The following is a 13,708-nucleotide window of genomic DNA, read 5'->3' as shown; positions in this document are numbered from 1 at the left end:
AATTTTCACCCAGAAATCATCAAATGATTGAACTATCAAAGTATATTACCTAAGATGTTATATGCGGTTGGAAACAACTAAGATTGGCGGGCTGCCTTAATGCGGTGCGCTGAGCGCTAGCTCTTTCCCCCGCCTTCTTTTTTGTTCTTCATAATTCCAATATACTCCCTTAGACAATCAACTTCTTAAGGATTAAGAATGTTTTTACTCTATGCGGATGAATCCGGAACCCCCGGTGGAGCTGAGCAAGAACATTTTGTTCTTGCTGGAATAACAGTATTTGAACGAAAATCACATTGGCTATCTCTAGAGCTAGATAAAATAGCAGCTCGGTTTAATAATCAAGATCCCAATTCTGTTGAGCTTCATGGAGCGCCAATGCTGTCTGGCAGAAAGTTTTGGCGAAAATTTGATAAAGAAGATCGGCTCAACGCAATTAAAGATGCCTTACGTTTAATTGATGGCAAATACTATCGAGTGATTGCTTCCGTTGTTAAAAAAGGGGCAATATCCCCACAAGATCGGGTTTACAGTACCTTTCAGCAACTCATTACTCGTTTTGATCATTTCTTAGCAAGGGAACATACCCATTTCAAAAATCCCCAGAGAGGGCTAATTCTCTTTGACAAAAGTAGCAAAGAAGCCCCTATTCAAGCACTCGCTACAGAATTCAAAATAGATGGACACGAATGGGGGAAATTACGCAATATGGCTGATGTTCCCGTTTTTATAGATAGCTATGCAACTAGGTTAATTCAACTCGCAGACTTAGTCGCTTACGCCATATTCAGAAAATATGAAAAACAAGATAATCAATTCTTTGAAATGATTGAAAATAAGTTTGATTATTTTGGTGGCGTTCAACACGGCTTGCATGTAAGTGTGTAAAAAAGCCGCTCTTTGGAGCGGCTTTTACTTTCAGTAATCTGCTGCTCGATAAGCAGATTAGCCGCCAAATACCACGGTGCGTTTACCATTCAAGAAAACACGCTTTTCAACGTGACATTTCACAGCGTTAAACAAGGTAACACGTTCGATGTCTTGCCCTTTCGCGATCAAGTCTTCTGCGTAATGCGCATGGTTTACTACCTGAATACCTTGGGAAATAATTGGGCCTTCGTCGAGGTCGTTGTTCACATAGTGAGCGGTTGCACCGACCATTTTCACCCCCTTCTCCCATGCTTGATGATAAGGGCGAGCGCCTTTAAACCCTGGCAATAACGAGTGATGAATATTGATTGCGCGGCCATCTAGGTATTCGCACATGCTTGGAGAAAGCACCTGCATGTAACGTGCTAATACCACCAATTCAGTGTCATATTTTTCAATCAAGTCACGAACTTGCGCTTCTTGCTCTAGCTTAGTTTCAGCGGTAATAGGCAAATGGTAGTAAGGAATACCATGCCATTTAGCAAGGTCTTCTAAATCAGGATGGTTGGAAACAATGACAGTAACATCAATATTCAATTGCCCAGTACGAAAACGGTATAATAAGTCATTCAAGCAATGATCGTATTTCGACACCATGATCGCGACTTTTGGTTTGTGGTTTGGTGCGGTTAACGACCAATCCATATTAAATTCAGCAGCGCGTTCTGCGAACTCAGTTTTAAACACGTCTTCATGGAAATCAGCATGTTGTGGCAAAAATTCTATGCGGATAAAAAAACGACCTGATTCGCGGTCATCAAAAGAGTGAATTTCATCAACATAGTTACCGGCTTGCGCCATGTATCGAGTTACTACGTCGACCGTTCCTATTATGCTTGGGCAGCTAGCAGTAAAAATCCAAGGCGCGGTTTTTGATTTCATAAAATAGTCTCTTATTATCTTAAGTTTTTTACGTCACGAAAACGGCTGACCACTAGAAAGTGGCCAACCAAAACCGTGAATTAACACAAGTGAATGAGAAAAAGTTACGCTTTTACCACTAGGCCATATTCTCGACTCGCGTCCTGAATCCATAACCAGAGATAGTCTGCAAAGCTACGACGTACGACCAATTCAAATTTGTCGTCAGCCAGACGACAAATAGTCGCCCCACTTTTAGCAAATACCGTAGACACAACTTTACCAACAGGGAATTCACTCGCATGTAAATCCACCGGTGTAGACTTTTTCAACATATCAACAACATGACTGCCAGATACATCGAGAATGGTTGTGCCGCCACTAATATTCACTAATGCATAATGCCCAGTAAGCTTTTCTTGGAATTGAGTTTCTATTTCAAAAGCCTGCTCACCCGCCACAATAATGAGCCACTCATCGGGAGACATCCAACGCACTGAAATCGCGTCAGTCGTTACTGAAGTCAACGGCTGCATTGGCAAAGCCACACCCAATAAAGATTCAATCACTGCTAGTTGCTCTGCTGAAGGTGCGCAACGCAGAGTTAACAGCCCCTTCAATTTACGCTCATGAAAGTGCACGCCACCTTGCTGCGGCCCTTTCTTAGCAATACTAGCAAGATCAGAGTGATGCAGAGGGCTTTCACCTACAATAGCGCCTGTTGGAAGTTGATCTGTCACCAACTTCCCTTCCATTGCTTCTACTGTGACATCAGACATTTTGACGCTCCCCTTTTGGATCTAAAAATACTGGACTGCAAATTTCAGCTTCAATAACACGGCCATCTGCCAATGGATAAAAGACTCTCTCACCCATTTTATTTAAGCCACCTTTTACAAAACCCATTGCCACAGAACGATTCAAGTTCGCGCTCCAGTAACTTGATGTCACATGACCAACCATTGGCATTGGAACTGGCGCCTTCGGATCAAGTACACCTTGCGCACCTTCTGGTAATACTGCTTTAGGGTCTATCGTTTTCAAGCCAACAAGCTGTTTTCGATTCTCACGAACACAGTCTTCACGCTGCATACCGCGCTTACCGATAAAGCTAAATGGTTTTTGCATAGAGACAGCCCATGACATGCCTAGATCAAAAGGATGTACGGAACCATCAGTGTCTTGACCTGCAATGATAAAGCCTTTTTCTGCACGTAAGATGTGCATAGTTTCCGTGCCATATGGTGTTAAATTAAATTCTTCACCATGTTCAAATAGTGCCTTCCAAACATGTAAGCCATAGTTGGCTTGTACGTTAATCTCAAAAGATAACTCACCAGTAAAGGAAATACGGAACACACGGGCTGGTACGCCAGCAACCGTCATAGGCTTCCAATCCATGAAGGCCATATTTTCTTTTGACACATCATAATCCGTCAGTTTTTCTAACAACTTACGGCTATTCGGGCCAGAAATTGTCATGGTTGACCAATGGTCCGTCACACTATTGAAATACACTTCCAATTCAGGCCATTCAGTTTGATGATAAATTTCTAACCAAGACAGAACGCGTGCAGCACCGCCAGACGTGGTAGTCATTAAGAAATGATTTTCCGCCAAACAAGATGTCACACCGTCATCAAATACCATGCCGTCTTCGCCACACATCAAGCCATAACGACATTTACCTACTGGTAATTTCGCCCACGCATTGGTGTAAACACGACCAAGGAATTCACGAGCATCTTTACCTTGGATATCAATTTTACCCAGTGTAGAGGCATCCAATATCCCTACAGACTTACGAGTCGCTAAACATTCACGATCCAATGCTTGTTGCATCGTCTCGTTGCCTTTAGGGTAATACCAAGCACGCTTCCATTGACCCACATCTTCAAACTTCGCGCCGTGCTCAACATGCCAAGCATGCATTGCCGTATAGCGTTCTGGGTCGAACAACTCACCGCAATCGCGTCCTGCAATCGCACCGAAAGTAACTGGTGTGTAGTTAGGACGGAAAATAGTCGTACCTGTTTGAGGTATCGTTTGATTGAGCATTTTTGCCGCAATCGCCATACCATTGATGTTACCCAACTTACCTTGATCCGTACCAAAGCCCATGGCGGTATAACGCTTAACGTGCTCGATAGACTCAAAACCTTCACGACACGCTAATTCAATACCTGCTGCTGTGACATCATTTTGATAATCGACAAACTGCTTAGGCGCTTTTGATGTTGGTTTTGTATGTGGAATATGGAACAAAGCCATGGCTTTGCCCTCTTCGACGACTTCAGTTTCTGGCAATGCCACGTCTGATTTAGCTAATCCCAACTGAGACAAGGCATCAGATGCAACTTTCACACCTTCAGACAAAGCTTGTGCGGTAGAAAACGCACCATTAATCGCACCTGCAGTTAATTGCTTCTGATAGGTAGCACCTGGCGTAAAACCTAAAATTTCATCATTCCACACTGGACGGGCACCAGTATGGCAAGACAAATGAATCACTGGACTCCATCCTCCAGAGGTTGCAACAGTATCAGCCGCCATCTTAATGATAGGACCGACAACCGCATCGCCTGCATCGTTCAATGGTGCAATAGATACACCCGATACGCGCTTGCTGCCATGTGCTTCAATGACACCAGAACCAACAATGATACTGATACCACGGTCACGTGCTGCATCCACAAAGGTACCTTGAGGATTCTTACGAGAATCAACAATCGCCACCACATTGCGACCAGCATCATGCCAATCTAACGCTGCGCGGTAAGCGTTGTCATTGGAGGTCATTAGTACTAGATCTTTACCAGGAGCCACGCCGTAACGATTGATGTAAGTCGACACAGCATTAGCGACCATGCAACCAGGCACATCATTGTTACCATAAACCAAAGGACGCTCATGAGCACCGGTCGCTAACACAACCCATTTCGCTCGTACACGATGCAAACGCTGAGCAATTTGACCATTCGGCGCACGGTCTGCAAACTGGTCCGTACAATGCTGCTGAATGGTTAAGAAGTTATGATCGTGATAACCATTCACCTGAGAATTAGGCAGCATCAATACATCATCAAAACCAGACAACTCTTGAACCACGTCCTTGACCCATTCTGCCGCAGGCTTACCGTTAAGCATTTCTTTGCTGCTTAACAAGCTACCACCAAACTCACTTTGCTCATCAGCAATAATCACTCGAGCGCCAGAGCGAGCCGCTGTCAATGCGGCCATTAAACCAGCTGGACCAGCACCCACGATTAAGAGATCACAATGTTGGTTCATCTTGTCGTAGATGTCTGGATCATTTTCTTTTGGTGCGCGACCAAGACCTGCTGCTTTACGAATATAAGACTCGTACGTTTCCCACATGGATTTTGGGTACATGAAGGTTTTGTAGTAAAAACCTGGCGGCATCATTTTCCCACCAATTTTCCCCACTAACCCCATCAAATCCATTTCAACATTCGGCCAACCATTGGTGCTGCTAGCCACCAGACCAGCATACAAAGACTGTTGAGTCGCTCGCACGTTTGGAATTTGCGTCGCCTCAGTAGAACCAATTTGCATGATCGCATTTGGCTCTTCAGCACCAGCGGCAACAATGCCACGCGGACGGCTGTATTTAAAACTCCGGCCGATAATATCAACACCATTCGCCAACAAAGCGGACGCCAGCGTATCACCGTCAAAGCCTTTATATTGTTTGCCATTGTAGGTGAAAGTTAGCGGCTTAGAGCGATCAATACGTCCGCCTTCTTGAAGACGATTAGACTGCTTACTCAAATCTTGTGTCATGTTATCCCGCCTCTATTTCGCTTCGTCGGCTACAACTGATGGTTTTTCGCCCACCTTGTAGACTTCTTTGATTTCGTAAGTTTGGGTATTACGAGTGATGTTAAAAAATTTACGACAACCTGCCGCATGCACCCAAAGCTCGTGATGTATTCCTCGCGGGTTAGCACGGAAATACATGTATTCACCCCATTCCTTATCCGTGCAGGCATCTGGATCTAGTGGTCGTGCTATATGCGACTGTCCTGCCGCGTGGAACTCTTCTTCCTCACGGTATTCGCAACAATGCGGGCAATAAATATGAAACATGGTAACTCTCTCCTTATTCGGTATTAGCCCGTTTAGTGTGCTACGCCAGCCGCGCCGTGTTCATCTACAAGGGCGCCGTTATGGAAACGGAACATAGAAAAAGGTTTTGCCAACGGATGCATTTCACCCTTCGCCAAAGACGCAGCAAACACATGACCTGAGCCTGGTGTCGCTTTAAAACCGCCCGTTCCCCAACCACAGTTAAAATACAAATTCTTCACTGGTGTTTCACTGATAATCGGACAAGCATCTGGACAGGTATCAACAATACCGCCCCACTGACGATTCATACGCACACGGCTAAAGACTGGGAACATTTCCACAATTGCCTGAATCGTATGCTCGATAGTGGAATAAGAACCACGCTGACCGTAGCCGTTGTAGCCATCTATACCAGCGCCGATTACCAAATCCCCTTTGTCAGATTGCGACGCGTAACCGTGTACTTGGTTAGACATAACAACCGTATCTAGAATTGGTTTAATTGGTTCGGATACTAGAGCTTGTAAAGGATGAGACTCTAATGGCAGCTCGAAGCCACCCATCTTCGCCAATACACTGGAATTACCAGCCACCACGCAACCTACACGATCGGCACGAATCTCGCCGTAACGGGCAGTACGCACACCAACAACAGTTCCATCTTCAATGATCAAATCTTCAACTTCTGTTTGTTGGATCAGATCCACACCATGAGCATCAGCGCCACGGGCAAACCCCCAAGCAACGGCATCGTGACGAGCAACACCTGCACGTGGTTGCCAAGACGCCCCCATAACGGGATAACGCGCACGATCAGAACAATCCAATACAGGCACAATTTCTTGCACTTGTTTCGCGTCTAATACTTCGCCATCAATACCGTTTAATCGATTGGCATTCACGCGACGTTCAATATCGCGCATGTCTTGCAAAGTATGACCAAGGTTCAAACAGCCACGCTGAGAAAACATCACGTTGTAGTTCAAATCCTGTGACAGACCTTCCCATAACTTCATCGCGTGTTCATACAAATGAGCCGCTTCGTCCCACAGATAATTAGAACGAACGATTGTGGTATTTCGAGCTGTGTTACCACCACCAAGAAAGCCTTTTTCAATCACTGCGACATTGGTGACACCAAACTCTTTCGCCAAGTAATACGCCGTCGCCAAACCGTGGCCGCCGCCACCGACGATGATCACATCGTATTTCTTTTTCGGGGTTGGATTACGCCACACCCGCTGCCAATTCTCGTGATGGCTAAAACTGTGCTTTAACAACCCAAAGCCGGAATAATGCTGCATCAGATCAGCTCCTTAGATAAATAATCGCTTCAACGATTATCGTGGTGTGTTTAAAAAAGGTTGCAGCGTCTTAGTCTGCCAAGACGCCGTAGATTAAGCGTTCACCGTGATAATAGAGATAAAGATTTCTACCCTAATGCTTGGAAGCGTCCAGCGAATGACAATTTACGACAGAGAGGATGACGGCTTTGGATATGGCGTTATAAAGGATAGAGAAAAAGCAAAAAATTTGCCCTTTTTCAAAATGATATATTGGCGTAAGCAGCTGAAAACTATAGAGAGAACGATAAACAGTTACCTATGTAAGGCACGCACACTGTGTGCCTTACATAGGTTTTTATGAAGTAATTAATGTCGCTTATAGTAGGAATGACAAATCATATTCCAGTATTGCGGCAACACTTTATTAGTTCCAATCACGTCTACTGTTTTTGTGAATAAGATATTGGTGGCAGATTTACCTATCATAATATCGAACTCACCTGATTCAACCATCCTTTGATGAGCTGAATTGGTAAAGTTCAGCATATCGACAGGTAGCTCAAATACGACAGTAGTGGAAGCGCCAGCAGGCAAATCAACCCGTTGAAAGCCTTTTAATTCACGAATCGGCCGAACCAAAGAACACAACTTATCTTTCACATAAAGTTGAACTACCTCACAGCCAGATCGATTGCCAATATTTTCAAGCTCAACTGTCACCCTGATCACGCCATTTTCAATCGATACTTGCTGGTTTTCAATCTGCATATTTTTATAGGCAAACTCCGTATACGTCAGGCCGTAGCCAAAGTTATATTTCGATCCAAAATGATAGGCGATGGGCGTTCCACCACTTTTAAGTTTATGGTTATAAAAATAAGGTACTGCGCCAGCATTTTTAGGAATCGATAATGTTAATCGTCCAGATGGCGACTGTTTACCGACAATAATATCCGCAATCGCCCTTGCACCCTCTTGTCCCGGAGCCCAACCGAATAACACCGCAGCGGCTTTTTCTTCTGCACCATTTAAGTTGTATGGCCTTCCACCAGTCACTAAAATAATCACTGGTTTACCTGTGGCAATCGCTTCGTCAATTAACTGCTGTTGCACGCCCGGCAAATCTAAACTGTCGGTATCAGAGCCTTCGCCCACAGTTCCTGTCTGGAACAAACCAGCAAGATCCCCCACACAAACAATCGCCGCATCCGCCTGCTCGATCATTTCAATCGCTTGTTGGATTTGGCTGGTATCTTTAGACACGGGCGATGTCATGGTTTGATTCATCGCCAAATCGACATCACCAGGAAACACCGGAGCGTTGCTATGACGCTCCGTTAAAATATCGCAACCTTTGCTGTATAGAACTTGCGGAAATTCATTCTGCAGCGCTTCTAAAATAGTCGAGCACACCTTACTACTGTCATCTACGCTGCTCAAAATGAGATGCACCGGAAAACTATAACCACCAAGCAAGGCTAATTGGTCATTCGCTGTTGGGCCGATGACGGCAATTTTTTGTTGGCTATTTAAAGGTAAGCCAGCGTTGTTTTCTAACATGACGACCGATTGTAAAGCGACTTGATAGGCAAGCTCTGTGGCTTTTTCACTTTGCAGTTCAATGGGAGACTCATCGCAATATGGATGCTCAAACAAACCCATTTCAAATTTTACTTTCAAGATTCGAGCGACTATCTCATCGATTTTATGCTCATCAATCAGCCCTCTTTGCAGTGCTGAGGTTAACTGACTGGAACAAGCATCATCTGGCAATTCAATGTCTAATCCTGCATTGAACGCCAATGCCGCCGCTTCCGCGTTATCCGCCGCAATGCCATGATGACTCGCCAATAACTCAACACCACCATAATCCGCCACAATCAAGCCATCAAAGCCCCATTGATTACGCAGCACTTCGGTTAATAAATGGTATGAGGCATGGCAAGCCTCATTATCTATATCGTGATATGCCGGCATCAACGAACCTGCTTTGCCAAGTTTTACCGCCATTTCAAAAGGCAGCAGAAAGGTGTCGTTTAGTTCTTTAAAACCCAAATGTACAGGAGCATGGTTACGTGCGCCTTCGCTAAAAGAATGACCGACATAATGTTTTAACGTAGCAAGAAGGTCGCGCTTTTCGCCTTGTAGACCTTTAACGTACTCTGTCGCTAACACACCAACATGATAAGGATCTTCACCAAGCGTTTCCTCTGTTCTGCCCCAGCGCACATCTCGAGATACATCGAGAACTGGCGCTAACCCGTGATGAGCTCCGACCAGACGAGTCTGCTCACCAATCACTTGCGCTACCTGATAAATAAGTTGTGGATTCCAAGTGTGGCCATAGTTAAGGGAGGAAGGAAACAGAGTCGAGCCTTTCGCCATCAGCCCCACTAAACACTCTTCGTGTGACATAGCGGGAATACCCAAGCGTGTTTCTTCGACGAGATACTTTTGCAATTGATTTAACGCTTTGACGCCATCATTGGGGTTAATGACTTGTGTACCCAACGGACGAGTAATTTGGCCTAAACCATGTTTTAGACGATCTTGAATGGGTTTACGCTCCCCTTGAGCACCCATCTCAAAATCGCGGTCTTGATGGTTTCCATCTGGCGCTAGGATCAACCATTGTGCGCCAAGCTGAGCAATTTTTTCTTCTAACGTCATGCGCGCTAGCAAATCATCCATTCGCTGCTGCACGGTGAAACTTGAGTTTTTATAAACTTCCATATAACGAATACCTTAATAAGCAAAACATGAAATCTATTTATATTTATAATCATAACGCTACTTTATAGAGCCAAGCGCTGCTCTTTCTCATTCTATAGATGGTACTCTATAGCTAGCAGTTAATTACTAGGTTAATTAGACTTTTTCCCACAAGACCATCCAAATTAATATTATGTAATATCTCAAATCCGCTACGATATTTCACATGAACACGTCAGGCTAGGTCTTCAAACGTCATCGCTTTAAAACGATCCTCAAATCAAGCTTCTACAGCAAGCCACCATCGTAACCAAGAAAAATAAAAACGATAAAAATCATAAACTTAAATAAAAATAGATCATTATCTAAAACGAGTTTTTATAAGATATAAAGCTCAACAAGCAAATAAATGAACTTGATTATCAAATTTCATAATTGAGCAAAGAAGGATATACAGCAATGATCAAGCCATTAAAATCTTGTGCGGAATGAATGTCATGATCAAATCGTTTAAAAACGACTTAATAAACTGAATTTAAAAATATTTTAAGATGAATATAAGATCATTGATTATTCAACCAAAACATTACTAACAATTTGTTTTAAAATATAAGAAAAGCACGATCACATTTATAATAAAAAAGGACGTTCTTTATGTGTTACCAAAATAACAACAAGACTCATGATCTTAAAAGTAACTGGAAAAAAATCTTTTACCCAGTCGCCATCGCGGCATCTTTAACCTCTTCATTCTCTTGGGCTGACACCACGATCCGTATGCTTCACCTTGAAGCTGATCCGAAAGTCGTCGCCATTTGGCAGCAAGTGGCAAATGACTATGAAAAAGCCAATCCAGGTCAACATGTCAAATTGGAATATTTAGAAAACGAGGCCTTCAAACAGAAGCTGCCAACACTTCTTCAATCCGATCAGCGTCCTGACATTTTCTACAGTTGGGGTGGCGGAAACTTTCAAACTCGCGTTGATGCGGGATTATTGAAAGATGTCACCAAAGAAATGAAAGACATTAAACCTAGGTTCTCAGAAGCCAGCTTTAATGCGTTTAATTACAAAGGAAAACAGTACGGCCTTCCTTACATGGTTAGCCAAGTCGGCTTTTGGTACAACAAAAGCTTATTCCAAAAAGCAGGTGTCGATGCCGATAAAATCGTTACTTGGGATGACTTCCTAGGCGCAATCAAAAAATTCCAAGCGGCAGGCATTACAGCGATCACAACAGCAGGTGGTGATAAATGGCCCGTGCAGTTTTATTGGGCACTGCTGACTATGCGCCAAGCTGGCCAACAAGGCATTCAAGATGCCATCGACAAAAAAGGCGATGGCTTTGCAGGCGAAGACTTCGTCAAAGCGGGGGAAGAGCTAAAACGTTTAGCCGATTTAAAACCTTTCCAACCAGGTTTTTTAGCCGCTTCTTTTGGTGATTCCTCTGGTAACTTTGGTGATGGCAAAGCCGCTATGCAGCTAATGGGAGATTGGAACTACTTATTCCAAGCTCAACAGTCTATTACAGGCAAAGGCGTGGGCGATAACAATTTAGGCTGGATGAACTTCCCCGCCTTAAAAGATGGTAAAGGCAAAGCAACCGACACGCTGGGAGGCATTGCTGGTTGGGTACTTACCTCTGAAGCAAGCCCTGAATCCGTTCAATGGTTAAAGTATTTTTCTAATATCGACATGCAAAAGCACCTAGCCAAAATCAATATGATTATTCCCGTAGTGAAAGGTGCAGATGCTGCCATTGAAAACCCATTTAAAAAGCGTATTGCACAAAACATCGCCAACTCTACTTGGCATCAATTGTTTTATGATCAAGCATTTGGTGCAAACGTAGGTAGTGTCGTGAACGACATTTCCGTTGGTATTGTTGGTAACTCGCTCACTCCTGAAGAAGCAGCAGAGCAAGTACAAGAAGCGTGGGAGTTTGAATAACGCTGAATAAGCATTAATCGATCCATACAGCCAACTTAGGTTGGCTGTTCTCACTTTCACGAGGCTTGCTATGAGTAATGATGTAACCACTATTGGAAAGCGCTCCAGTACTTCTTCAAACCAAAATGTCTCACGTTGGTTTAAAAAAAACAATCACGGTAACCGCTTACTGACATTGGTATTGTTTTTACCACCAGCTTTATTGCTGTTTACTATTTTTGTTATTTTGCCCATTGGTGAAGCGGGCTATTACAGCCTATTCCGCTGGAATGGCTATGGTGAACCAAGTCAGTGGGTAGAATTCAGCAATTATGTTCGTCTGTTTAAGCACGGTGCTTTTGACACTGCCGTATGGAATACCTTTAAGATCATTCTTATTTCTTTGGTTATTCAGTTACCTTTGGCACTGATTATTGCTTTGTCTATTTATAAAAAAAGCTGGGCCAACAGCCTATTCCGCCTGATTTTCTTTTTGCCCTATATTTTAGCAGAAGTGGCTGCTGGTCTTATTTGGCGTTTTGTTTTTGATGGCGATTACGGCGTGATGGCGAAATTTACCGAGGCGCTTAATACCGATACTTGGTACATATTGGCGGATAAAAACTGGGCGTTTGTGGCTATTCTTGTGGTGCTTGTTTGGAAGTATTTCGGCTTCCACATGATGATTTACATTGCGGCATTGCAAGGCGTTCCTAAAGACCTTATCGAAGCGAGCAAGTTAGATGGCGCAAGCCGTTTTCAGGCGATTTGGTATGTGAAAATCCCGCTCATTATGTCGGGCATCACAATATCCATCTTTTTCAGTATTCTGGGGGCACTACAAACCTTCGATCTCATTATGCCTCTCACCGGTGGTGGACCATCTAATAGCACTCATACCTTGGTTTCTTACCTATATACATTTGGTATTACCAGAATGAATGTTGGCTTTGGTAGTGCGGTGGGTGTGGTGTTGTTTATTTGCTGTGTGATTTTTGCCTTCACCTATCAAAGCACCATTATGAAAGACAAAAAATAAAAGGAACGCCCTATGTTAGCAATGCGAAGAATATCTTGGGGAAAATACATCTTCCTAATCTTGGTCGCTGGCTTTGTATTAGTCCCTATGTTTGCCACTGTGCTCGGTGGGTTCAAAAGCTTAGGCGAATTACGCACCAACCCATTTGGCTTACCAGATGTTTGGGAGTTTGAATATTACGCACAAGTTTTTGCCGATGGCTCTATTTGGTTGCTAATGAAAAACTCACTGATTATTGCGTTTTTCTCGGTACTACTGACCATTATCATCGGCACAATGACCGCGTTTACCTTTTCTCATATTAAGTTTGCGGGCTACAAATACATTTATAACTACTTCTTAATTGGCATGATGTTTCCAGCGGCCGCGGCGATACTTCCCTTGTTTCTGAAGATTCGTGATCTTGGTCTATTGGATAGTTTATCTGGCGTCGTTATTCCTCAAGTGGCATTCGGGTTAGGTTTCAGTATTTTGTTGTTCCGCACCTTTTTCGAACAGCTGCCTGCTGAACTGTTTGATGCCGCTCGTGTCGATGGCTGTAGTTACATCAAATTCTATTGGCATGTCATTCTACCGCTTTCTACGCCCATTCTTGCCACCGTTGGCGTCTTTGTCTTGGTAGCAAGCTGGAACAATTACTTGCTGCCTTTGTTGGTGCTGAACACAGAACAACAATATCCGTGGACGCTAGGTATCATGCAATATCGTGGCGAATATGGCATCGAATGGAACCGTATATTGGCCTATGTCACCGTGACCATTAGCCCTGCCATCATATTTTTCTTGTTTGCTCAAAAATACATTGTCGAAGGCTTAACTGGCGGTGCGGTAAAAGGCTAAATCTAATTAAATATAATAA

Annotated in this window: 10 protein-coding genes; 4 read left to right on the top strand and 6 right to left on the bottom strand. The window is 43.7% G+C overall.

Annotated features, from left to right (window positions below; translation table 11 throughout):
- Window positions 1-198 precede the first annotated feature (198 nt).
- Window positions 199-888: a DUF3800 domain-containing protein gene (locus tag KPL72_RS15620; protein WP_219703606.1), complete on the top strand. Its 690-nt coding sequence runs from the start codon at window positions 199-201 to the stop codon at window positions 886-888.
- A gap of 57 nt (window positions 889-945) precedes the next feature.
- Here the strand turns inward: KPL72_RS15620 and purU are convergent, their stop codons facing one another.
- From purU to KPL72_RS15590, 6 genes are all read right to left on the bottom strand, one after another.
- Entirely contained in the window at window positions 946-1,812 is an 867-nt protein-coding gene (gene purU, locus KPL72_RS15615) for a formyltetrahydrofolate deformylase (RefSeq protein WP_219703605.1), read from the bottom strand.
- Window positions 1,813-1,916: 104 nt separating this feature from the next.
- Window positions 1,917-2,570 (bottom strand): sarcosine oxidase subunit gamma, encoded by a 654-nt coding sequence (locus KPL72_RS15610; protein WP_219703604.1) that lies wholly within the window; start codon window positions 2,568-2,570, stop codon window positions 1,917-1,919.
- Entirely contained in the window at window positions 2,563-5,595 is a 3,033-nt protein-coding gene (locus tag KPL72_RS15605; RefSeq protein WP_219703603.1) for a sarcosine oxidase subunit alpha, read from the bottom strand. The genes KPL72_RS15610 and KPL72_RS15605 overlap by 8 nt, the downstream gene beginning before the upstream one ends.
- A gap of 12 nt (window positions 5,596-5,607) precedes the next feature.
- Window positions 5,608-5,901: a sarcosine oxidase subunit delta gene (locus KPL72_RS15600; RefSeq protein ID WP_212915693.1), complete on the bottom strand. Its 294-nt coding sequence runs from the start codon at window positions 5,899-5,901 to the stop codon at window positions 5,608-5,610.
- A gap of 32 nt (window positions 5,902-5,933) precedes the next feature.
- Window positions 5,934-7,187: a sarcosine oxidase subunit beta family protein gene (locus KPL72_RS15595; protein WP_212915694.1), complete on the bottom strand. Its 1,254-nt coding sequence runs from the start codon at window positions 7,185-7,187 to the stop codon at window positions 5,934-5,936.
- Between the two features lie 348 nt (window positions 7,188-7,535).
- A complete protein-coding gene (locus KPL72_RS15590; protein WP_219703602.1) occupies window positions 7,536-9,902 on the bottom strand; it encodes a glycoside hydrolase family 3 N-terminal domain-containing protein in 2,367 nt (788 codons plus the stop codon).
- Between the two features lie 633 nt (window positions 9,903-10,535).
- Between KPL72_RS15590 and KPL72_RS15585 the strand changes: the two genes are divergently transcribed.
- From KPL72_RS15585 to KPL72_RS15575, 3 genes are all read left to right on the top strand, one after another.
- Window positions 10,536-11,831, top strand: a complete 1,296-nt coding sequence (locus KPL72_RS15585; RefSeq protein ID WP_219703601.1) for an ABC transporter substrate-binding protein — start codon at window positions 10,536-10,538, stop codon at window positions 11,829-11,831.
- 70 nt (window positions 11,832-11,901) lie between these two features.
- Window positions 11,902-12,849 carry a carbohydrate ABC transporter permease gene (locus KPL72_RS15580; protein ID WP_012070452.1) on the top strand — a complete coding sequence of 316 codons (948 nt, stop codon included), beginning with the start codon at window positions 11,902-11,904 and terminating at the stop codon, window positions 12,847-12,849.
- 12 nt (window positions 12,850-12,861) lie between these two features.
- Window positions 12,862-13,689 (top strand): carbohydrate ABC transporter permease, encoded by an 828-nt coding sequence (locus KPL72_RS15575; protein WP_219703600.1) that lies wholly within the window; start codon window positions 12,862-12,864, stop codon window positions 13,687-13,689.
- The last annotated feature ends 19 nt before the right edge of the window (window positions 13,690-13,708 follow it).

Origin of the sequence: Marinomonas lutimaris, assembly GCF_019426345.1 — a bacterium.
Lineage (GTDB): Bacteria > Pseudomonadota > Gammaproteobacteria > Pseudomonadales > Marinomonadaceae > Marinomonas > Marinomonas lutimaris.
Note: the sequence above shows the minus strand (reverse complement) of the source record. Positions and strands in the feature narration are given on the sequence as shown.

What these genes read in the sequence shown, in the direction of transcription:
- KPL72_RS15620 (WP_219703606.1), top strand. Translation starts at nt 199, where the DNA reads ATGTTTTTACTCTATGCGGATGAATCCGGAACCCCCGGTGGAGCTGAG.
- purU (WP_219703605.1), bottom strand. Translation starts at nt 1,812, where the DNA reads ATGAAATCAAAAACCGCGCCTTGGATTTTTACTGCTAGCTGCCCAAGC.
- KPL72_RS15610 (WP_219703604.1), bottom strand. Translation starts at nt 2,570, where the DNA reads ATGTCTGATGTCACAGTAGAAGCAATGGAAGGGAAGTTGGTGACAGAT.
- KPL72_RS15605 (WP_219703603.1), bottom strand. Translation starts at nt 5,595, where the DNA reads ATGACACAAGATTTGAGTAAGCAGTCTAATCGTCTTCAAGAAGGCGGA.
- KPL72_RS15600 (WP_212915693.1), bottom strand. Translation starts at nt 5,901, where the DNA reads ATGTTTCATATTTATTGCCCGCATTGTTGCGAATACCGTGAGGAAGAA.
- KPL72_RS15595 (WP_212915694.1), bottom strand. Translation starts at nt 7,187, where the DNA reads ATGCAGCATTATTCCGGCTTTGGGTTGTTAAAGCACAGTTTTAGCCAT.
- KPL72_RS15590 (WP_219703602.1), bottom strand. Translation starts at nt 9,902, where the DNA reads ATGGAAGTTTATAAAAACTCAAGTTTCACCGTGCAGCAGCGAATGGAT.
- KPL72_RS15585 (WP_219703601.1), top strand. Translation starts at nt 10,536, where the DNA reads ATGTGTTACCAAAATAACAACAAGACTCATGATCTTAAAAGTAACTGG.
- KPL72_RS15580 (WP_012070452.1), top strand. Translation starts at nt 11,902, where the DNA reads ATGAGTAATGATGTAACCACTATTGGAAAGCGCTCCAGTACTTCTTCA.
- KPL72_RS15575 (WP_219703600.1), top strand. Translation starts at nt 12,862, where the DNA reads ATGTTAGCAATGCGAAGAATATCTTGGGGAAAATACATCTTCCTAATC.